Genomic DNA, 18,322 nt, shown 5'->3' on the forward strand with positions numbered 1-18,322 from the left:
GCCTCCTTAGTTGTGTATGCGCATTAATTGGGCAGGGCACCGGGTGGAATCAGGGCCTGATTCTCTTTCGCGCAGCGGACGATGCTCACTTGTGCTTGCGGGCCTTTCCTTTGACCTCCTCCGCCGTACCCTTCGCGACGTCCTCCGTCTTTCCGGCCGCCTGACGTGCCTTGCCCTCGATGCGGTCCCCGGTGCCCTTGAGGCGAAGATCGTCCTTGCCCGTTGCGCGTCCGGCCGCTTCCTTTGCCTTGCCCACTGTCTCCTGGGCCTTGCCGCGAATCTTCTTTCCCTCAGCCATGCGGATCAGTTCTCCTCGACCGAATAGTGATTCTTTCGGATACCGTGCGGGTACCTCGCCCCCGAACTCGCAAACGTCATTCCTTCTCGCGTTGCGCTCAAGGCTCCGGAGGCAGCAGAGGACCCAGCGGGCCGAGGTCTATGTTCAAATCGTCCGGTGACAGGCCGAAGTGCTCCCGCAACTCCTCCACGCGCTTCTCCAGTGCCATCAACGTGAGCCCGAGCTGTTCGATCTGCTCGTCGCTGAGGCCTCCGTCTTCGATGCGCCGCAATGCCTGCCGCTCCATCAACTGGCGCAGCAGTTCAACGATGGTCAGCACCAGACCGGCAAGCCCTCGCTCCACCGACTCGGGGTCCATCTCGACGCGTTCGGGATATGGACGTGCCGCGTTGCCCGGCGTGCCGCCTCCGCGGTCTTCGCCGCGTCGACGGTTCATCGCGGCCGCTCCGAGGCACGTGCGTCCCTCTCCGTGGCACGGGAGTACTCCATGCCGGGACGGATGGAGGCGACCAGTGCGCGCAGCGAGATGCGGACGAGGTCGACATCCGCGATGCTCAGGGTGATCTCCCCGGCGATGACCACACCTCCGGCCAGCACCCGGTCAAGCAGGTCGACCAACGCGATCTGCTGTCCCTCGAAGGCGTACGGCACTTGGGACTCCTGCCGTACGGGCGGTTGCCGGTGGTCGGTCACGGCGCTCACGCCCGCTCCGGCCCGACGTCGTCACCGGCGAAGGAGTAGGCGGGCCACGGGCCCACGAGCTCGATCCGCACATCGGGAAAGCGGCCCCGGATGTCCTGCACCGCAGTGACGAATTCGTCAGTGAGGGCGTTCGGCACAAGATACGAGGTGTTGAGGATCATCGATCCCTCGTACTGAGCCAGGCGGGCGTCCTGAGGGCGATGGTGGGCCGACTCCACCGCGAGTTCCTGGAGCGCGACATGGATCTGCTCCGCCCGGTCCTGAGCTGCCCGTTGCACGGTCTCCTGCCCCTGTCGCTGCGCTCGACGACGCAGGAGGTAGGCCGTGCCAGGGCTACTGCCTTCCTCGGGGCTCGCATCGTGTGGTTCCTGCCCTTCGAGTGTCCGTGGGTCGACGTACGCCTTGATGCCCCACTCCGTCCGTCCGGCCACCCGGTTCAGCGCCGAGGCGAAGTCCGCCCGGCGCTCCGCCAGGAGAGAGCGCACACGATCGTCGTCGTGGTAGATCGTCGCGAAACGCAGAGGGATGATGTTCCCCTCGCGAGCCACCGTGGAAATCACCTTGTGGTGGGCACGGGCAGCTGCTTCGAGCCAGTCGAGGTCCTGGAGGCGTTCGCGCAGCTCCTCCTCGCCGAAGTCGCTGACCGGAACCGAACCGACGATGCCGAGCAGCCCGGACTCCTCGACGACATGCACAGACTCACCGGCCACCCCCGTCAACGCGGGCGTTTGTCTGACTGCGGTGACTGGGTGGACGTCGAATGCGATGGCATAGAGCCAGGTGACGCAGGACTCGGTCATCGCTCCTGCTCCTCGTCCTCGGACCGGTCGGCCTCTTCATCGGCCTCAACGGCCCCACTGCCCCGGTCTGTTGCCTCCAGCTCACCAATGCGGCGGCGCAGGCGGCGGTTCTCCTCGATGACGTCACGTTGGCCGGAGGAAAGGGTGGGATCGTGTTCCCACCAGTCGATGCCCATTTCGCGGGCACGGTCGACGGATGCCACCAGAAGACGGATCTTTATGGTGAGCAGCTCGATATCCAGCAGGTTGATCCGGATGTCACCGGCGATGACGATGCCCTTGTCGAGGACGCGCTCAAGTATGTCGGCCAGGTTGGCCGGTTCGGGCCGGGAGGGCACGAGCGAGGGGTCTCCCCGCCGGCTCGCGGGACTCCAGCCCGAACTCTGGCTCATGCGTCGCTCTTCTCTGCCCTGCCCCGGTAATGGCGCTTGTCGCGGCGGTAGGAGATCAGCTCTCCCGCATCGTCCATCTCGACGAGGTAGACGGCGAGGATGTCGGTGGAATCGGGTATCCGATGCGATTCCACGACCTCGATGCCCACTTGCCAGCCCTGCTCCGTCTTCTCCAGAGAGGTCACGGCCTCGAGGTCTTTACCGGCGAGGTCGGAGACGTGCTGTGCGGCTCGTGCGGCGGCCCGGCGGCCACTGAGACGGTGTGGGGATGAGGACTTCGTCGTCTTGCGCTTCGGACGATCGGTCGAGCTGCGCTCGGACGAGTCTGTCGCCGACTCCCGCTTAGGCCGGGCAGGCCTCTTCGGCTCCGGCGCGGCGCGTTCTGATCCGGGCACGGTTCACACCTCCATGCCTCCGTCGGGGGACCGCGAGGCCATGAGTCGGCGTACCAGCTCTGCTTCTTGCTCGGCCGCTTCCTCATCTGTGATCTCCCCGGCGTCACGTGCGATCTCCACTTCCTCCAGGCGCTGCCGGATGACGTCCGGGTCGCTGAGTTCGCGCTCTGCCACCTCCTCGACTCTCTCTGCGATCCACACCACTCCGCGGATCGGCGCGAGCGGCCAGGTGACCAGTCCGCTGAGAAGTCCCATGGCTATCGGCCCTCCTCGATCTCGCTCGCCGCCTCGTCCACGAAGTCGTAGGGCGCGAGAGGGCCCAGCAGGCGCAACTGGATCCGGCCGTGCCACTGGACAGCGAGTTCCTCGGCCGCCTTTTCGAACGCGGCCCACCTCTCCTGCGGAACGAGGAAGGAGGCATTCACCACCCCCTCCGCGACGGCCGGTTCGGCAGTGGCCGTGGCGACGGCGAAGGGAGCGAGACGGTGTTGGATCTCGGCAGTATCGGTGTGGCGTTTGTCGGCGATGGCGTCGGTGATGACTTTGCCCAGCTCGATACGTTGGTAGTAGCTCGCGTCCTCATCCTTCGCCGCCACCTCTTCCCGCAGTCGGGCAATCGCCGGATTCTCGTCGAGCACCTCGCGCAACACGGCGTCCTGTACGTAACGGGCTCTGAGGGTGAACTGCGCCTGGCCGTCCAGCCGTTTCAGGATCTCGGCGAACTCGTCGCGGCCCTCTTCCAACAACTCCTCGACCACTGTCCGTACATCCGGCAGTACGGTGCCGAAGCGGAAGGGGAGGACCGCGGTGGTCGAGGCGGCCAGGGTGTCCAGCACGCGTGCGTGGGCGTGCAGATCCTCCGGGGTGCCCAGCGGGCGGTCGGTGGGGACTGAGCTGACGACAGCTGCAATTCCCCGGTGTCGTACGAACGTGGCCTGTGCTCCCGGGTCGCCGACCCCGGGCAGGTCCATTTCGGGGGCGCGGTCTGTGGGCTCGGGGACGACGCCGTAGACATAGCAGGCGGTCACCGCTCCCGCTCCTTCCTGCCTTCGGGCCTGGTCCTGCGACGGGGCCGCTCCTCGGGCTGCTCCTCCTCCTGGTCCTCCTCGTCCTCGTCTTTACCGAAGGTCTCACTCACCTTCTCCTTGACGCCTTCGAGAGCACCGCGGGTCTTGTGCTTCGCGCCGCCTTCCCGCAGGTCGTCCACGAGCTCGGGCAGCCCGCGATCGGTTCCGGCGCGAGCGAGGTCGAGACGGTTCACGGCTTCCGCGAAGCGCAGGTAGGTGTCGACACTCGCGATGACGATGCGTGCGTCGATCGTCAGAAGCTCGATCCCCACGAGTGAGACACGGACGTAGATGTCGATGACCAGGCCCTTGTCCAGGATGAGGTCGACCACATCGACGAGACCGCTGGACGAAGGCCGGTCCAGATAGCGGCTGCCATGGCTGGCTACGGTCATCACACCTCACCTCGACTTCGCCCTGCTGGACCGCCGACGAGCAGACGGGGCGGGCTTTTTCTCGGGGACTTCTTCGGGCTCTTCCTCTTCCGGCTCTTCCTCTTCGTCTTCCTCGGCTTCCTCGTCTTCTTCCTCGTCCTCCTCGTCCTCGTACTCGTCCTCCTGCCTGGGGCCCTGGTCCTCGTCTTCGTACTCGTCCTCGTACTCGGCTTCTTCCTCGGCTTCTGCGGCTGCCTCGCGCTCTTCCTCCTCCTCGCGAACTTCCTCGTCGGTGCGGACGACCTCGCCGTCACGGACCTCGCCACGCCAACCCCTGACCTCATCAGGGTTGAGAAGGGCCTCGGTCATGACCTGTCGCCGGAAGTGCTTGAGCTCCAGACGGACCCGCCGCCCCTGGGCCCGGAAAAGGTTGCCGGTGCCCTCGAAAAAGCCCTGCGGGTGGTACTGCAGGACCATCAGGATCCTTGTGAGGTTCGGCGCGATCTCGTGGAAGGTCACAGCACCGTCCACATGGCCCTTCTCGGCCTTGGACTGCCAGACGATCTTCTCGTCGGGCACCTGCTCGATGACGGTCGAATGCCATTCGCGGTGCGAGAAGAAGATCTGGGCCTTCCATTCGAGTTCCGTTTCGGACTCCTGCTCGACGCGCTCGACCTTCTTCATGAAGCTCGGGTAGTCCTCGAACTGGGTCCACTGGTTGTACGCGACCGACACGGGCACACCCACGTCGATCTCTTCGACGATATTGACGACCTTGATCTTCTTGCCCCCGTCCTTGTCGCCACCGCCACCACCGGGCAGCGCCTCTATCGCCTTGTCCTTCACCTTTGACAATCCGGCGCCGGCAACTGCCTTGAGAGGTATGTGTTCCACCAGCTGGCGGCCTCCCGCCGCCACCGCTTCCTTCAAACCGTCGCCATCCCCGCCGGGATGGGCCAGGCGCTTGACACCCCCGCCCGCCTTTTCCGTGACAGCGGACAAGGCCCGCTGACCCAGCGCGGCAATGAGGTTCTCGAGCTCCTGTATCAAACGGTCCGTAGGGAGACCTTCCATCAGGGACCCGTGTCCGCTCTCGCGCTTCTCGTCCGAACGCTCAGCCATTGGTCATCACTCCCCGCTCCGCTGCGATGAACGACTGGAGGTCTTCTTTCGCGGCGCACGGCTTGAGGTCTTCTTCGCCGGAGCCCGCTTCTTGGGCGCCTGCTCCTCTTCCGCTTCCTCGTCCATGTCCCTCTCGTCGGCGTCTTCCTCGTCTTCGGTCTCCTCGATCTCCTCGGGCTCCTCGTCTTCCTCGGTCTCCTCCGCCTCGGGTTTCGTGCGAAGTGACTCAGCACGGGATTGCAGCCGGTCACTCAGCGAGTCGATCCGGTTGCTCGCCGTCGCCACAACGGCCTTCCGGCCCGCCGACATCAATTGGTCACGCACGTCGTGCGTCAGCCGTGACAATTCCGGGGACTTGGCCGCTCCTGCCGCGAGGCGGCCCGCGCCCATCCCTCTACCGGCCGCCGTTATGCCAGCAAGAGCGAGCGCCCAGCGCATCTTGTGTGTGCGTCCGAGGGCGTAGCCGGCGGTCAAGGCAAGGGCCACCTGGCCATTCTTCATGATCCAAACCGCCTCGAATGGTGGGGTTCGTCCCGCCACCTGCGGGTGAGGCGTCGCGCCGATCGGGGTGGAGTACCTGAGGACCCCACTCCCCCATGAGCAGGCGCCGAGACAGTCATTATGTACAAGTATGAGGCATATGTCCGTATGGCAAACATGAAATGTCGGTCGCCCAACGCAAGAGTGGCGCGGTGCCCAGTCTGCTGACCGATGCCCTCGGCGCGCTCCGCGAGTGGAACCCGGGCGATGGCCCAGCGCCCCCAAGAACAACACACACCCGCCTGCTGCCGAGCTTCTCGGTCGCGGTCAACGAGGAGACTGCCGCTCCGCCAGTGCGAGCCGGCGGACACGTCGACAGTCCCCCAACTCCCGTGGTGCTGAGAGGAGGAACGGGATGCCGCGCTGGCGCGCGGGGGACTCTGCCGCCTGATCATCGCTGGGCACAAGGGAGCCCACGCGGGGCGTCGGCGAATGACGACAACGCGGCGAGACATAGCGGCGAGCGAGCGTGCCAGGCGCCGCCAGGCAAACGGGACTTCTTGGCGGCGCGCCAGCCATGAATTTCTGACAGGACGGGCACGGAGTCCACAGACTCCGTGCCCTGGTCCCTCACCTTCGCGGCCGCTCAGCCGCAAGCTACGGGTGCCCTTTGCGACTGGGACGAAACCCGTCAGCCCAAGGGTTCTCACTGGTTGGGTTCGGCCGGGCTGATGTCGCCCAGGGCGGAGCCGGGGTCGCGCTCGATGGCCTCGTGGCCGAGAGAGACGATGCTCGCCGGGCGCCTGTTGCTCCCGCTGGACTGCGCATCCTGGCGCACTCCGGATGGTTGATCCGCCAACAAGCGCGAACGCCGGTTCCAGCGAACAATGGTGCTGCACGGCGCGGGCGCTTTTCCTGGTGCCCAGGTGCGCCCCATCTCCTCGTTGCACCCGTCTTGGGCACCGCGCTGTGGGCCCACGTCGCTTGAGGAAGACCCATGCTGATGCCCAACGAGACGGTGATCACCGACGTTCTGAGGTCATACCGTTTGCAGGAGAGCAGGATGCTCCGCGACCCGTCCGACCCCGAAAGCAGGGCCCGCTTCCAGGACGCCGCCTACACCCTGTGTGTCCTGATGGGGCGGCGCACCCCCCTGGAGGCGGCCCGTCTGGCGGAGAGACACCTCGCGGCGCTACGAGACCGAAAAGAGCACGCCGCAACAACCAGCGAGGACATCGTTCGGGAGCCCGCCCGCAGTTGAGCACCGGGCGCGGAGCCCTGATGGGTGGTCGGCGACGGCGATCATGCGGCGCTGGGGCGCTGCGCTGCTCCCGCCCGTTGCGGACGTACGGCACGCCGGTGGCGACGCCCCCGTCCGTGCGGCCCCGTTCCGCCTCCGTCACATGCCTCGTCTACCAGCGGTACCAACGCGAACGTCCGCCTCCGGCGACCGGGCCCCGGAAAAGGAACCCCAGCAGCCAGACCACCAGCACGACCAGCGCGATCCACCAGAGAACCTTCGCAGCGAACCCGACCCCGAAAAGAATCAGGACCAGAAGGAGCACCAAGAGCAGCGGGACCATCGCGATACCTCCTCATCTCCAGGTCTTCGGCATGCACGTGCCCCGAAGATGCAGACTTACGCATCACGGAAAAGTCGGTTTGACTCCGAGCACTCCGGGAATCCGAGAATCACCCGCCGATGGTTCGACATGATTCCGTTCTGGTTCGTCGGCCCCATCGGCAGCGAAAGATGGCTCGTCTGATGACGCCCCTTGAACATCCAACCGGGGATACTCGCCAATTTGAGCTGCTGAATGTGACGTTGCACGCCGAGGGCCACGACGATCTTGTTGTCGCACTGCCCACATCGGACGAATCCGAAGCAGCACCGCAGCCCGCCCTTTTTTCACGCTGAAGGAGGGTGCGGAAATCCGTATCACGCCGGTCTTCCGCGTTGGGAGGGCCGTCGAGAGGCTCAAGTTCGTGGACTAGCGAAAGCGGCAGGGACCCGGCCGCACAGGCGGGCCGGCCCCACGTGTGGTCGCGCTGGACGAATGAGCTGATACCCGAGAACCGGTGCCGCCACTCCGTGTGCCCTGTTGATCGCGCGACGCACCGGTGTTTCCCAGGGGTCAAACCACTGCGGTGAGCTCACAATGGGGCAAGCCTGTAGTGCGTCGGGCCGGAGGGAGGGTCGAATGCCGTGGTGCGATGCGTTCCCACCATCGCGCTGACCGTCCTCGCGCTGGCAACCTTGGGCGGCTGCGGTGGAACCGGTGCCCGTGACGCTGATGCTTTCTGAAGCATCCGAATCCTTTGAGCGGCACCTCGTCGCCGGCGATATGAGCGCGGCCTGCGGAGCGCTGGCGCCCAGCACCCGCAGTGAGCTGGAGGAGTCCGAACAAAAGACATGCCCCGAGGCGCTCGCCGCAGAGCAGCTGCCGGAGGGCGGCGCCGTCCGGAAGGTGAATGTCTACGGCCGCCAGGCCCTCGTCCAGCTGGAGGGCGACACGCTGTTTCTGTCGCAGTTCGCCGAGGGCTGGAAGATCGTGGCCGCCGGATGCCACCCAGAGGCCGGCAAGCCGTACCAGTGCACGGTGAAAGGCGGCTGAGGCTGTGCGGACCCTGTTCTGGCTCTGCCTGATCACGGTGCTCGGCGGACTGGCGTACTTCATCACGATCGGGCTGCTGCACCGATGAGCAGGACATGGCGATCCATGCGCAACTTCATCCACGACAACGGACTCACGTTGGGTTTCGGCACCGCCTTCCTGGTGGTTCTGGCAGCGCAGGCGATTGCGGGTCACGCCGAGTTCAATCAGCAGCTGGCAGTCGACGGACTACAGCAGATCGGGTTCGGCAGCTATGTGACGTCCTCAGACTTCGCGGTCGATGTCACGGAGAACTGGCAGTCGGAATACCTTCAGTTCTTCCTCTATGTCTTCGGGACGGTCTGGCTGTTGCAGCGGGGCTCACCCGAGTCGAAGGAGCTGCACAAAGCGGGACCCGAGTCCGACAGGGAGCAGCGGGTCGGTGAGCACGCGGGGCCCGATTCGCCGTCCTGGGCGAGGAAGCAGGACTGGCGGCAAGCGGTGTTCTCCCGGTCTCTCGGCGTGGTTATGGCGGCGCTGTTCCTGTTGTCGTGGCTCGCTCAATCGATCGCCGGTGTGGCCGCATACGACGAGCAGCGGCTACGCCAGCTCCAGGCGCCGATCAGCTGGGGCGAATACCTGATCTCTGCCGACTTCTGGAGCCGTTCGCTGCAGAACTGGCAGTCGGAGCTCCTCGCGGTCGCCTCCATGGCGATCCTGTCCGTCTACCTCCGTCAGCGCGGTTCCCCCGAATCCAAACCCGTGGGCGCGGCCCACATGTCGACCGGTGTCGAGGGCTGACAGCGCTCCAAGGGAGCGACCACGCGACGCCCCGGCCTGCCGCGCATGACGGGGACGCCACCCGGTTCGTCCTGCGCCTCGTCGCTCGCCCCCGAATCCACGAAGTGGAGATGCGTTGAGCCGCTGGCCGCAGTGCCATGGAGGTACCAGTAGGCGGAGCAGACGGTCACGCCGCTCCGGGACACCAATGGAAGGAACCCCATGCCACGCGCCGCCGTGTTCGATGTCGACGGCACCCTGGTCGACACCAATCACCTCCATGTGACCGCTTGGTGGGAAGCGTTGCGGCAAGCAGGCCACACAGTTCCCATGCACGCCATCCATCGCGCCATCGGACTGGGGTCCGACGACCTCATTGCCCATCTGCTGGGAGACGGGCGCGATCGCGACGAGGACGACACCATCTCCGCGGGGCACAAGGCGCTGTACGGCACCTTCTCCGACCGGCTTCCCGCGTTCCAGGAGGCGGGCAACCTCTTGCGCGTGCTGGCGGACAACGGCTGGAGCGTCGTCCTGGCCACGTCCGCCGGCGGGAAGGAACTGGAGGCGCTACGGCGGGCCATCGACGCCGACGACGCCATCAGCTCCAGCGCCAGCGCCGACGACGTGGAGGCTGGGAAACCGGCGCCGGACCCCGTCCAGCACGCCTTGGACCTCGTCGGCGTCCCGGCTGAGCGAGCTGTCTTCGTCGGCGACACCGTCTGGGACATGCACGCGGGCTGCGGGGCGGGCGTCACCTGCGTGGGTGTGCTGTGCGGCGGCATTCCCCGCGGCGATCTGGAGGATGCCGGAGCGGTCGCGATCTTCAACGACCCGTCCCATCTGCTGCAATCGCTGGACGACAGCCCCCTGGCCAACGCCTGACGCGCTCGCGACGCCCATGCGCCGGGGAAACAAGGACCGGACAGGGCAGAACACAGAACGGAATCCAGACCATGGTGCACATCGGATACACGATGATGACCGAGCAAGCAGGGCCCCGCGAGCTGGTGGGCCATGTCGTCCAGGCCGAAGACGCGGGATTCGACTTCTCGGTGGCCTCGGACCACTACTTTCCCTGGCTCCGATCGCAAGGCCACTCCCCCTACGCGTGGAGCGTTCTCGGTGCGGCCGCTCAGGCGACGTCGCGCATTGCGCTCATGACATGCGTGACGTGCCCGACGTTCCGCTACCACCCGGCGGTGGTGGCGCAGAAGGCGGCGACCATGCAGGTGCTGTCCGAGGGACGGTTCCGGCTGGGGCTGGGGTCCGGGGAGAACCTCAACGAACATGTCGTGGGCGGCGGTTGGCCACCGGTAAGTGTGCGGCACGAGATGTTCGAGGAGGCCGTCGGTATCATCCGCGCGCTCTTCGAGGGGGGTCATGTCACCCACCACGGCACCCACTTCGATGTGGACTCGGCCCGGCTGTGGGATCTGCCGGACGACCTTCCACCCATCGGGATCGCCGTCTCTGGAGAGCAGTCCTGTTCCATCGCCGGCCGCCTCGCCGACTTCGTCATCGCCACGGAGCCGGAAGCGGATCTGCTGACCTGGTTCGACCGGCACGGTGGAGAGGGCAAGGCTCGCGTCGGGCAGCTGCCGGTCTGCTACGACCGTGACCGGGAGGCGGCGGTGCAGCGAGCCTATGACCAGTTCCGCTGGTTCGGCGGCGGCTGGAAGGTGAATGCGGAACTACCGCACCCGGAGTCCTTCGATTCGGCCACCCAGTTCGTACGTCCTGAGGACGTCGCGGGCGCCATTCCGTGCGGGGACAACATCGACGACTTCGTCGAAGCCGTACGTCCGTACATCGATGCCGGCTTCACGGAGGTGGCACTCGTACAGATCGGTGGCGAGACCCAGCACGAATACCTCGACTGGTCGGCAAAGAGGCTACTGCCCGCCCTCAGTGAGGCCTTCGGGTGAGAGGAGCCTGCCGCGCCAAAGTGGATGACAGGCCATGTCGTTCAGTGTCCCAGCGACCGTTTCAGCTCGGCCTTGTTCATCGACGACCGGCCGTGGATATTGCGGCGCTGTGCCTCCGCATAGAGCTGGTCGTACGTGGGACCCTTGGAACCGCTGTGGGAGCGCTGACCGCCACGCTTCGCCGACGACATGTCCTGCGTCGACGACTTGCTCGCGGTGCGCGCCTCGCCCGAGCGCGCGCGCTCCTTGTTTACCGTGCGGGCCGCGATTTCCTTAGCCCGCTCTTTGCTCTCACCACGTTGCTCGGCACTCCCCTTGATGTGCTCGTACTGGCGCTCCCGCTTGAGACTCGAGCCGCGAGGCATGACCACTCCTTATGTTTCGGTGCCCTTCCGATCCCGACCGGGCATTCAGTCCTCGCCAAGGACGATGTTCCATTCCAGACCGCTCGCCGCGTCCCTCTCCGGCTATGTGTTCCCGTTGTCGAGAACGGCAGCGCGGCACATACGGACGCTCTGCTCTGCGGGTGTCTCATACCCGATCGGTTCGGTTTCGGCCAGCTTATCCACATGAATTCGCGTACCCAGGACGGGGCGGATCACTCAGCCACATTTTGTACGCGCACTCCGCCGTCATTCCGTGTTCCACGCCCCGATGCGCATGGCCGTGCACGGCCAGGTCGGCGCCGGCCTCGCGACCCGAGGCACTTCGGTGCGGATCGCTCTGCGCGCAACTCTCGCCAGTGCCCGACACCCTCGCCGGGGAACCCTGGGCCACCCCCAGAGCTGTCTCACCCGTGGAGGACGGTGCCGGCACCTCCGCGAAGGAGCTGGAGCACTGGGGCTCGGCGCTCGGACACCATCTGGCCGCTCATGGGTCCACCGGCCCCTACGGAATCGACGCGGCCCTGGCCTCGGACGGCAGGCTGTACGCCAAGGGGGTGGTCACGGGCACAGCACGGCTTCGCCGACGCGGTCGGGCTGCTGCGGGCAGGAGAGCTGGCCTGGGAATCGAGCCCCAGGAAAGTCGTGGTGCTCCATGCGGACGCTCCTGCCGACAGGCGATCTTGGCGCTATGCCGTGATCGGAGCCAACCGGGCGAGCGTGACGGAACTCGAGGCGGCCCTGCGAAACGTCATGAAGCCTGAAGTCGTCCTGGGGTGACTCGGCCACGCAGCGCACCCTGAGCGGGGCACCGTGCCCACGCAGCGGCCCCGGACAGGGGAAGCAAATCCATCCGAGGCCTGTGGCATCGCGCACTGACGATCCCTCACTTGTGCCTGCGTATCTTTCCCTTGACTTCCTCCGCCGTACCCTTGACCTTGTCTGCCATCTCCCCCACGGCCCGGCGTGCCTTCCCCTCGGCACGGTCACCCGTCCCCTTCAGGCGCATGTCGTCCCGCCCCGTTGCTCGCCCGATCTTCTGCTTGGCCTTGCCCACTGTCTCCTGGGCCCTGCCGCGGATTCTCTTTCCCTCAGCCACGCGGATCAGCTCCTCGACCGAGTAACGGTCCTTTCCGTTACTTTATGCGACTACCTCGATTGGGAGAATGAAAACACCATTCACCAAAGCGCCGTGGGACCAGGCCGCACAGATGGGGTCCAGTTGCAGAAGCAAAGATACCGGCGATGACGCCCCCGTCTATCCACAGGACGATTTCCAGCAATCGTGCGGGTGACCGGTGTGCGTTGGTTTGCGGCCCACCTCAGGCGGGCGCACGGTGAACAGGGCGCTGAGACTCCCTGCCGGATCCGGGAGGACAGCGGCGAAGAGAACCGTCGTACCGCGGCACTCGGCGCGACCGCGGGCAAGGCACTGCTCGGATCGACATTCCGGGTGACCCAGCAGCGGGGCGCGCTGCTGCCGTGGCCCACGCTTGACGGGCCCGGTGAGGCCGACGAGGGGATTCGAGGTCCGGTGGCCACTATCCATCCCTCCGCCGTACTGCGCGCCGACGACCGCGAGTCGGTCTACCAAGGCCTCGTCTCGGATCTGCGCGTAGTTGCGGAGGTTCTGGACGGCCAGAGAGGCATCTAGGTCCCATGACATTTCAACATCCTGCCGATCGCGGAGGCGAGGGGCGGGGGCGGTTCGAACGGCTGGCCGAGGTAGTTTCGAGGTTCACCAGCTCCCTGGCGTTCTTCCTGATCTGTCTGGCCCTCGTCGCCGGTGTTACGGCTGTGCACGCCGCCGGGCTGGACCTGGAATGGCAACTGTTCGCCCAGGGGTGGATGACGACGGTAACGCTCCTCCTGGTGGCTCTGCTGAAGAACTCGGAACTACGGGCCGAGCGCGCGATCCAGCGCAAGCTGGACGCCATCGCGGCCGCCCTGCTCGAAGAGCAAGGGGGCGAGCGCGGAAAGGCACACGACGACCTCAGGGCCGCAATCCGGATGGAGGAGGACACCTGAGCGCCCCTTCGCGCCTTCGCAATGGGAACGCCCTCGGCGTCGATCCCCACCCTGGCGCCTCCACGCCGGTGAACTGACGAAATCCGAGGCTTTCCCGCCCGTCGCACACGCCATCCGTGATGCGAGGCTCCACCATCAATTCCGAAGCCGGAATGCGCGTATCAGGGCGGACGGGGAAGCGATGTCGCAGGACCAGCAGGAAGCCACCTCCATCGAGGCAGCAGTCAGTAATCGGCGGATCAGTGCCGGCGTCCGGCTCCTGGGCTGGCTGACGACCACGGACCACAAGGTCATCGGCAATCTCTACATGGTCACCGCTTTCGGATTCTTTCTGCTGGCCGGGCTGCTGGCGATGCTGATGCGAGCCGAACTGGCCCGCCCCGGTCTGCAGATCGTCAGCGCCGATCAGTACAACCAGCTGTTCACCGTGCATGGCACCATCATGATGCTGTTGTTCGCGACGCCGATGTTCGCCGGGTTCGCGAACGCTGTCATGCCGCTGCAGATCGGCTCACCCGACGTCGCCTTCCCCCGTCTCAACGCGCTCACGTACTGGCTCTTCCTCTTCGGCGGGCTGATCATCGTGTCGGGATTCATCGTCCCGGGCGGCGCAGCAGCCTTCGGTTGGTTCGCCTATGCCCCGCTGAACAGTGCCGTCTTCTCGCCGGGCGCCGGCGGTGACCTGTGGACCATGGGCCTGGTTCTCTCCGGGGTCAGTACGACACTGGGAGCCGTGAATTTCGTCGCGACCATCGTCTGTCTGCGCGCTCCCGGCATGACGATGTTCCGGATGCCGATCTTCACCTGGAACGTACTCTTCACATCGATCCTCGCCTTGCAGGCATTCCCGGTGCTCGCTGCCGCTCTGCTGGCCCTCGAAGCCGACAGAAAATTCGGGACCCATATCTACGACTCCGCCAACGGCGGCGCGCTGCTGTGGCAACACCTGTTCTGGTTCTTCGGTCACCCTGAGGTCTACATCGTCGCGCTGCCGTTCTTCGGCGTAGTGAGCGAGATTCTGCCCGTGTTCAGCCGGAAACCGATGTTCGGATACGTCGGCATGGTCGGTGCCACGATCGCCATCACCATGCTTTCGGCGGTCGTGTGGGCTCATCACATGTTCGCCACGGGAGCGGTTCTGCTGCCGTTCTTCTCGGCCATGTCGTTCATCATCGCCGTGCCCACAGGAGTCAAGTTCTTCAACTGGATCGGCACGATGTGGAACGGAAGCCTCTCGTTCGAGACGCCCATGCTGTGGTCGCTGGGATTCCTGGTCACCTTCCTGCTCGGCGGCCTCAGTGGTGTGCTGATCGCCTCTCCCCCGCTGGACTTCCACCTCACCGACTCGTACTTCATCGTGGCGCACCTCCACTACGTGCTGTTCGGAACGGTGGTCTTCGCCATGTTCGCCGGGTTCTATTTCTGGTGGCCGAAGTGGACCGGACGGATGCTCGACGAACGCCTCGGGCGAATTCACTTCTGGACCCTGTTCGTCGGATTCCAGAGCACCTTCCTCGTCCAGCACTGGCTCGGAGAGAGCGGAATGCCGCGACGTTACGCCGACTACCTTGCGGCGGACGGCTTCACCCTCCTCAACACGATCTCCTCCATCGGCTCGTTTCTGCTGGGCCTGTCGACGCTGCCGTTTCTGTTGAACGTGTGGCGCACCAGTCGGTACGCGCCCAAGGTCGAGGTGGATGATCCTTGGGGGTTCGGTCGGTCGATGGAGTGGGCGACCTCGTGCCCGCCACCGCGCCACAACTTCACGGCTCTGCCGCGCGTACGCTCCGACTCCCCGGCATTCGACCTCAACCACCCCGCTGCGGCGGTAGGACCACCCATCGGCAGAGATGGCCCCCCACCGACGCCGGACACACGGGGGGACGCGAGCTCATGAAGACCGAGGCCATCCTCTTCGCCGGGGTCGCAGGGTTCTTTCTCGTCACCGATGTTCTCTACGCCCTCTGGTCCAAGGATCCCGCCGGCACCGCTGCGCTCACCGTCGCTTTCCTCATGGCGTTGCTCGTGTCGTTCGTCTTCGCCACGAACTACCGCAGGAAAGGACTGCGCCCAGAGGACCGGAAGGAGGGAGAGGTACATGAGCGGGCGGGGCCGGTGGACTTCTTTCCGCCGCACAGCGCCTGGCCGGTGCTCATCGCCACAGGCGCGGCCGTAGTGGCTCTCGGGACGGTCTTCGGGCTGTGGCTCTTCCTGATCGGGGTGGGCGTGGTTCTGGCGGGATTGTGCGGAATGGTGTTCCAGTTCTCGCGGCCGCCGCTTTGAGACGGCGCACGACAGCCAACAGGCGAAACCTCACTCCTGGCCTTCACTGACAGGCTCGGGGGGAGCAGTGCGCTCCGCGATGGCGGACTTCTGCTCCTGCGTCACCGGCAGATCGACACGATCGCCGTAATACCAGCTGCTCAGAGTTGTTCTGAGGCGCAGCCGACGCGAGAGCGGACCTTCAGCGGGCAGTTGCAGGGGCATCGGGACCTCTCGCACCAGGAGACGGTGACGGGTGGCCTTGGTGATGCCGCGATGGCTCTCCTGCAGTCCGCCGTAGGGAGACTGAGTCACCTGACCGGTCTCCTCCCCCTTTGTCAGCCGTCCCCGGTCGCGCATCTGAAGGGCGAGACAGAGGCGTTTGGTCACAGCGAACGCCAGGAGCGGTGCGACCACCAGCGCGATCCGGAGGATCCACGTCATGGTGTTGACGGACACACGGAAGGAAAGGGCGATGACGTCGTTGCCTCCGGCTGCCAGAAGAACGGCGTAGAAGACGATGGCCGCCACGCCGAGTCCCGTGCGGGCCGGGCGGTTGCGTGGCCGGTCGCACAGATGGTGTTCCTTGCGGTCGCCCGTCACCCACTTCTCGAAGAAGGGGTACAGGAACAGGACGGTGAAGACGACGCCGGGCAACACCACCGCGGGAATGAAAACATTCCACATGATCGTGTGTCCCGCGACGACAGTCTCCCAGGGCGGCATGAGCCGCATGGCGCCCTCCAGGAATCCGACATACCAGTCCGGCTGCGCATCACCGGAAACCTGGTCTGCACGATAGGGGCCGTAGTTCCACACGGGGTTGATCTGCGCGAGGGCGCCCATGAGGGCCAGGATGCCGAAGATCATGAGAAGGAAGCCGGTGGTCTTCGCGGTGAACTGAGGGAACATCGGCATGCCTACGGCATTTCTGTTGGTCCTGCCCTGCGCAGCCCAGTGGGTGTGTTTGAGATACACGATCAGGATGAGATGAGCGGCGATCAGGGCCACAAGGAGGCCGGGGACGAGCAGGACATGGACGATGTACAGGCGGGGGATGATGATTCTGCCCGGGAACTCCCCGCCGAAGACGAACATCTCCAGGTCCGTGCCGACGAACGGGATGGACCCCACGATCGTGGCAGCTGTCCTGAGACCGGTCCCCGACAGCAGGTCGTCGGGCAGCGAGTAGCCTGCGAACCCTTCGAGGAGCGCGAGGACGAACAGCGATACGCCAATGATCCAATTGGCCTCTCGCGGCTTGCGGAAGGCGCCGGTGAACAGGATCCGCAGCATATGGACGGCAATGGCGGCGAGGAACACCAGCGCCGCCCAGTGGTGGATCTGACGGATCAGCAGGCCGCCGCGCACGGCGAAGCTGATGTTGAGGGTGGTGGCGTACGCCTGCGTCATTCTCTCGCCCTGCAGGGGCACATAGGGACCGGTGTACGTGCTCTCCATCATGCTGGGATCGAAGAAGAGCGTGAGATAGGTGCCGGTCAGGAGCAACACCACGAAGGAGTACAGAGCAATTTCACCGAGCAGGAAGGACCAGTGGTCGGGAAAGGCCTTGCGCAGCAATTGCCTGGCGAGCTCGGTGACGGGCAGCCGACCGTCCGCCGCGGTGTACCCGCGGATGGCCGCATCCTCGGCTTTGGCCTTCAATTGCGCCTTGCGCTGTTGGAGCATGCACCACTCTCCCGGCGTTCCCGTGCCACGCATCCCGCTTGCGTTGGTACATGGGTAACACTCACCGCACGGAATCATTCGTGTCGACGCACGGGACTCACAGCCGTTTGGAGCGGTTCTTGGGAGGGCCGCCTCCGAGGGGAGGGACAGCCCGGTGACGGATGGTGCGCGTCTCTCCGCCGCTTTCCATCAGCTCAGCTGTCAACATCAATCGACAGGCATGAGCCTCGCACACCGGAGCTCGACCGCGGCCTGGGCTTCGGCCTCCCGCTGCAGCGGAAGCGACGGGGAGGTTGACGCTGCAGATTTCGCGGGCTTTGGTAGGCGCACGTAAGAGCAAGGAGGCCGGCGTGACCCAAGTGGAACTCGCAGAGAGGTTGCCGTCGTGTTCACGATGCGGCGGGCCGCTGATCACCAGTGCCGTCATGCCTCAGGAAGACGCGAACGGCTTTCCGATCCACCTCGAACTGTGCTCTTCCTGCGATGCCGACAAACCGGCCGCCGCCGCGCTGCTGTGCTGGTTCGCCACCGGGGGCGGCCACGACATGTCGCGCGTACACGAAGGCGCGGACCTGCTCATGGAGTGGACCAAGGAGGGCATGGCCGAACACGGCTGGTGCTGGTCCGCCCACGAACCGGACGAGGCGCCGGTCGAGCCGGACCGCACCACTCAGGCCGAGACGAACCTGCAGGTGCTCATGACCCAGGACATCCCCGGCAACATCGCCGACGTCGAACGCCTCCAGGAGATCCGCGACACCCTTCGCGCCCAGCTCACCACCGCGACTCCGGAAGAACGCGCACGGCTCCAGGACGTCATCCGGCGCTTTGGAGAAGCCACCGCGGAAGGCCTGGCCGCCCAGGACCCGACTGCCGCCGAACTGCGCGACGAGGTCCCGCAGCCACCCGATCCATTGAGCCCGGAGGCTGAACAACGCCTGATGGACCTGCTCCGGCAACTCACGGAAGAGCCGCCACAACCCGACACAGACAGCTGACCTCGCAGGAGTCGTGCCCAGCGCGTCACA

Annotated in this window: 25 protein-coding genes and 2 pseudogenes; 10 read left to right on the forward strand and 17 right to left on the reverse strand. The window is 65.6% G+C overall.

Annotated features, from left to right (window positions below; translation table 11 throughout):
- Positions 1-85 precede the first annotated feature (85 nt).
- The 12 genes from OHA61_RS01560 to OHA61_RS01615 all read right to left on the reverse strand — a co-directional run bounded on the left by OHA61_RS01560 (position 86) and on the right by OHA61_RS01615 (position 6,468).
- Positions 86-298 carry a CsbD family protein gene (locus OHA61_RS01560; protein WP_406301306.1) on the reverse strand — a complete coding sequence of 71 codons (213 nt, stop codon included), beginning with the start codon at positions 296-298 and terminating at the stop codon, positions 86-88.
- 97 nt (positions 299-395) lie between these two features.
- Positions 396-656 carry a gas vesicle protein K gene (locus OHA61_RS01565; protein ID WP_405605974.1) on the reverse strand — a complete coding sequence of 87 codons (261 nt, stop codon included), beginning with the start codon at positions 654-656 and terminating at the stop codon, positions 396-398.
- Between the two features lie 74 nt (positions 657-730).
- Positions 731-949, reverse strand: coding sequence for a gas vesicle protein (locus OHA61_RS01570; protein ID WP_361909934.1), 219 nt, complete (start codon positions 947-949; stop codon positions 731-733).
- Between the two features lie 47 nt (positions 950-996).
- The gene (locus tag OHA61_RS01575; RefSeq protein WP_406301307.1) at positions 997-1,800 is read right to left on the reverse strand and encodes a GvpL/GvpF family gas vesicle protein; all 804 of its coding nucleotides are present in this window, start codon (positions 1,798-1,800) and stop codon (positions 997-999) included.
- A complete protein-coding gene (locus tag OHA61_RS01580; protein ID WP_389374286.1) occupies positions 1,797-2,192 on the reverse strand; it encodes a gas vesicle protein in 396 nt (131 codons plus the stop codon). The genes OHA61_RS01575 and OHA61_RS01580 overlap by 4 nt, the downstream gene beginning before the upstream one ends.
- Positions 2,189-2,587 (reverse strand): gas vesicle protein GvpO, encoded by a 399-nt coding sequence (gene gvpO / locus OHA61_RS01585; RefSeq protein ID WP_406301308.1) that lies wholly within the window; start codon positions 2,585-2,587, stop codon positions 2,189-2,191. The genes OHA61_RS01580 and gvpO overlap by 4 nt, the downstream gene beginning before the upstream one ends.
- A 3-nt stretch (positions 2,588-2,590) precedes the next feature.
- Entirely contained in the window at positions 2,591-2,842 is a 252-nt protein-coding gene (gene ccmI, locus OHA61_RS01590; RefSeq protein WP_406277781.1) for a c-type cytochrome biogenesis protein CcmI, read from the reverse strand.
- A 2-nt stretch (positions 2,843-2,844) separates the two neighbouring features.
- Positions 2,845-3,615: a GvpL/GvpF family gas vesicle protein gene (locus OHA61_RS01595; protein ID WP_406301309.1), complete on the reverse strand. Its 771-nt coding sequence runs from the start codon at positions 3,613-3,615 to the stop codon at positions 2,845-2,847.
- Positions 3,612-4,049, reverse strand: a complete 438-nt coding sequence (gvpJ, locus tag OHA61_RS01600; RefSeq protein ID WP_406301310.1) for a gas vesicle protein GvpJ — start codon at positions 4,047-4,049, stop codon at positions 3,612-3,614. The genes OHA61_RS01595 and gvpJ overlap by 4 nt, the downstream gene beginning before the upstream one ends.
- Before the next feature lie 6 nt (positions 4,050-4,055).
- Positions 4,056-5,150 (reverse strand): SRPBCC family protein, encoded by a 1,095-nt coding sequence (locus OHA61_RS01605; RefSeq protein WP_406301311.1) that lies wholly within the window; start codon positions 5,148-5,150, stop codon positions 4,056-4,058.
- A gap of 6 nt (positions 5,151-5,156) precedes the next feature.
- Positions 5,157-5,651: a hypothetical protein gene (locus OHA61_RS01610; protein ID WP_406301312.1), complete on the reverse strand. Its 495-nt coding sequence runs from the start codon at positions 5,649-5,651 to the stop codon at positions 5,157-5,159.
- Positions 5,652-6,336: 685 nt separating this feature from the next.
- The gene (locus tag OHA61_RS01615; RefSeq protein WP_406301313.1) at positions 6,337-6,468 is read right to left on the reverse strand and encodes a hypothetical protein; all 132 of its coding nucleotides are present in this window, start codon (positions 6,466-6,468) and stop codon (positions 6,337-6,339) included.
- A gap of 159 nt (positions 6,469-6,627) precedes the next feature.
- On the opposite strand from OHA61_RS01615, the gene OHA61_RS01620 reads away from it, so the two are divergent.
- A complete protein-coding gene (locus tag OHA61_RS01620; protein ID WP_406301314.1) occupies positions 6,628-6,891 on the forward strand; it encodes a DUF5133 domain-containing protein in 264 nt (87 codons plus the stop codon).
- A 151-nt stretch (positions 6,892-7,042) separates the two neighbouring features.
- On the opposite strand, the gene OHA61_RS01625 is transcribed toward OHA61_RS01620, so the two are convergent.
- Positions 7,043-7,213, reverse strand: coding sequence for a hydrophobic protein (locus OHA61_RS01625; RefSeq protein WP_324984093.1), 171 nt, complete (start codon positions 7,211-7,213; stop codon positions 7,043-7,045).
- A gap of 711 nt (positions 7,214-7,924) precedes the next feature.
- Here OHA61_RS01625 and OHA61_RS01630 point away from each other — a divergent pair.
- From OHA61_RS01630 to OHA61_RS01645, 4 genes are all read left to right on the forward strand, one after another.
- Positions 7,925-8,245: a hypothetical protein gene (locus tag OHA61_RS01630; RefSeq protein WP_406307255.1), complete on the forward strand. Its 321-nt coding sequence runs from the start codon at positions 7,925-7,927 to the stop codon at positions 8,243-8,245.
- Positions 8,246-8,350: 105 nt separating this feature from the next.
- Complete coding sequence (locus tag OHA61_RS01635; RefSeq protein ID WP_406301315.1) at positions 8,351-9,025, forward strand: DUF6766 family protein; 675 nt, start codon at positions 8,351-8,353, stop codon at positions 9,023-9,025.
- Between the two features lie 201 nt (positions 9,026-9,226).
- Entirely contained in the window at positions 9,227-9,889 is a 663-nt protein-coding gene (locus OHA61_RS01640; protein WP_406301316.1) for an HAD family hydrolase, read from the forward strand.
- Between the two features lie 71 nt (positions 9,890-9,960).
- Positions 9,961-10,932 (forward strand): LLM class F420-dependent oxidoreductase, encoded by a 972-nt coding sequence (locus tag OHA61_RS01645; protein ID WP_406301317.1) that lies wholly within the window; start codon positions 9,961-9,963, stop codon positions 10,930-10,932.
- A gap of 41 nt (positions 10,933-10,973) precedes the next feature.
- On the opposite strand, the gene OHA61_RS01650 is transcribed toward OHA61_RS01645, so the two are convergent.
- The 3 genes and pseudogenes from OHA61_RS01650 to OHA61_RS01660 form a co-directional block, all read right to left on the reverse strand.
- On the reverse strand, positions 10,974-11,297 hold the full coding sequence (locus OHA61_RS01650; protein WP_406301318.1) for a plasmid stabilization protein: 324 nt from the start codon (positions 11,295-11,297) through the stop codon (positions 10,974-10,976).
- Between the two features lie 233 nt (positions 11,298-11,530).
- A pseudogene (locus OHA61_RS01655) lies at positions 11,531-11,622 on the reverse strand (metallophosphoesterase); the annotation flags it as partial.
- A gap of 579 nt (positions 11,623-12,201) precedes the next feature.
- On the reverse strand, positions 12,202-12,414 hold the full coding sequence (locus OHA61_RS01660; protein WP_406301319.1) for a CsbD family protein: 213 nt from the start codon (positions 12,412-12,414) through the stop codon (positions 12,202-12,204).
- A gap of 306 nt (positions 12,415-12,720) precedes the next feature.
- Here OHA61_RS01660 and OHA61_RS01665 point away from each other — a divergent pair.
- The 4 genes and pseudogenes from OHA61_RS01665 to OHA61_RS01680 form a co-directional block, all read left to right on the forward strand.
- A pseudogene (locus tag OHA61_RS01665) lies at positions 12,721-12,969 on the forward strand (uracil-DNA glycosylase); the annotation flags it as partial.
- Between the two features lie 5 nt (positions 12,970-12,974).
- Entirely contained in the window at positions 12,975-13,343 is a 369-nt protein-coding gene (locus tag OHA61_RS01670) for a low affinity iron permease family protein (RefSeq protein WP_406301320.1), read from the forward strand.
- Between the two features lie 181 nt (positions 13,344-13,524).
- Positions 13,525-15,240 (forward strand): cytochrome c oxidase subunit I, encoded by a 1,716-nt coding sequence (ctaD, locus tag OHA61_RS01675; RefSeq protein ID WP_406301321.1) that lies wholly within the window; start codon positions 13,525-13,527, stop codon positions 15,238-15,240.
- A complete protein-coding gene (locus OHA61_RS01680; protein ID WP_406301322.1) occupies positions 15,237-15,626 on the forward strand; it encodes a cytochrome c oxidase subunit 4 in 390 nt (129 codons plus the stop codon). The genes ctaD and OHA61_RS01680 overlap by 4 nt, the downstream gene beginning before the upstream one ends.
- Positions 15,627-15,656: 30 nt before the next feature.
- On the opposite strand, the gene OHA61_RS01685 is transcribed toward OHA61_RS01680, so the two are convergent.
- Complete coding sequence (locus OHA61_RS01685) at positions 15,657-17,294, reverse strand: cytochrome bc complex cytochrome b subunit (RefSeq protein WP_406307256.1); 1,638 nt, start codon at positions 17,292-17,294, stop codon at positions 15,657-15,659.
- A 293-nt stretch (positions 17,295-17,587) separates the two neighbouring features.
- On the opposite strand from OHA61_RS01685, the gene OHA61_RS01690 reads away from it, so the two are divergent.
- The gene (locus OHA61_RS01690; protein ID WP_406301323.1) at positions 17,588-18,292 is read left to right on the forward strand and encodes a DUF6300 family protein; all 705 of its coding nucleotides are present in this window, start codon (positions 17,588-17,590) and stop codon (positions 18,290-18,292) included.
- The last annotated feature ends 30 nt before the right edge of the window (positions 18,293-18,322 follow it).

Source organism: Streptomyces sp. NBC_00885 (genome assembly GCF_045207475.1).
Classification (GTDB): Bacteria; Actinomycetota; Actinomycetes; order Streptomycetales; family Streptomycetaceae; genus Streptomyces.

What these genes read in the sequence shown, in the direction of transcription:
- OHA61_RS01560 (WP_406301306.1), bottom strand. Translation starts at nt 298, where the DNA reads ATGGCTGAGGGAAAGAAGATTCGCGGCAAGGCCCAGGAGACAGTGGGC.
- OHA61_RS01565 (WP_405605974.1), bottom strand. Translation starts at nt 656, where the DNA reads ATGGACCCCGAGTCGGTGGAGCGAGGGCTTGCCGGTCTGGTGCTGACC.
- OHA61_RS01575 (WP_406301307.1), bottom strand. Translation starts at nt 1,800, where the DNA reads ATGACCGAGTCCTGCGTCACCTGGCTCTATGCCATCGCATTCGACGTC.
- OHA61_RS01580 (WP_389374286.1), bottom strand. Translation starts at nt 2,192, where the DNA reads ATGAGCCAGAGTTCGGGCTGGAGTCCCGCGAGCCGGCGGGGAGACCCC.
- ccmI (WP_406277781.1), bottom strand. Translation starts at nt 2,842, where the DNA reads ATGGGACTTCTCAGCGGACTGGTCACCTGGCCGCTCGCGCCGATCCGC.
- gvpJ (WP_406301310.1), bottom strand. Translation starts at nt 4,049, where the DNA reads ATGACCGTAGCCAGCCATGGCAGCCGCTATCTGGACCGGCCTTCGTCC.
- OHA61_RS01605 (WP_406301311.1), bottom strand. Translation starts at nt 5,150, where the DNA reads ATGGCTGAGCGTTCGGACGAGAAGCGCGAGAGCGGACACGGGTCCCTG.
- OHA61_RS01610 (WP_406301312.1), bottom strand. Translation starts at nt 5,651, where the DNA reads ATGAAGAATGGCCAGGTGGCCCTTGCCTTGACCGCCGGCTACGCCCTC.
- OHA61_RS01620 (WP_406301314.1), top strand. Translation starts at nt 6,628, where the DNA reads ATGCTGATGCCCAACGAGACGGTGATCACCGACGTTCTGAGGTCATAC.
- OHA61_RS01625 (WP_324984093.1), bottom strand. Translation starts at nt 7,213, where the DNA reads ATGGTCCCGCTGCTCTTGGTGCTCCTTCTGGTCCTGATTCTTTTCGGG.
- OHA61_RS01630 (WP_406307255.1), top strand. Translation starts at nt 7,925, where the DNA reads ATGCTTTCTGAAGCATCCGAATCCTTTGAGCGGCACCTCGTCGCCGGC.
- OHA61_RS01635 (WP_406301315.1), top strand. Translation starts at nt 8,351, where the DNA reads ATGCGCAACTTCATCCACGACAACGGACTCACGTTGGGTTTCGGCACC.
- OHA61_RS01640 (WP_406301316.1), top strand. Translation starts at nt 9,227, where the DNA reads ATGCCACGCGCCGCCGTGTTCGATGTCGACGGCACCCTGGTCGACACC.
- OHA61_RS01645 (WP_406301317.1), top strand. Translation starts at nt 9,961, where the DNA reads ATGGTGCACATCGGATACACGATGATGACCGAGCAAGCAGGGCCCCGC.
- OHA61_RS01650 (WP_406301318.1), bottom strand. Translation starts at nt 11,297, where the DNA reads ATGCCTCGCGGCTCGAGTCTCAAGCGGGAGCGCCAGTACGAGCACATC.
- OHA61_RS01670 (WP_406301320.1), top strand. Translation starts at nt 12,975, where the DNA reads ATGACATTTCAACATCCTGCCGATCGCGGAGGCGAGGGGCGGGGGCGG.
- ctaD (WP_406301321.1), top strand. Translation starts at nt 13,525, where the DNA reads ATGTCGCAGGACCAGCAGGAAGCCACCTCCATCGAGGCAGCAGTCAGT.
- OHA61_RS01680 (WP_406301322.1), top strand. Translation starts at nt 15,237, where the DNA reads ATGAAGACCGAGGCCATCCTCTTCGCCGGGGTCGCAGGGTTCTTTCTC.
- OHA61_RS01685 (WP_406307256.1), bottom strand. Translation starts at nt 17,294, where the DNA reads ATGCTCCAACAGCGCAAGGCGCAATTGAAGGCCAAAGCCGAGGATGCG.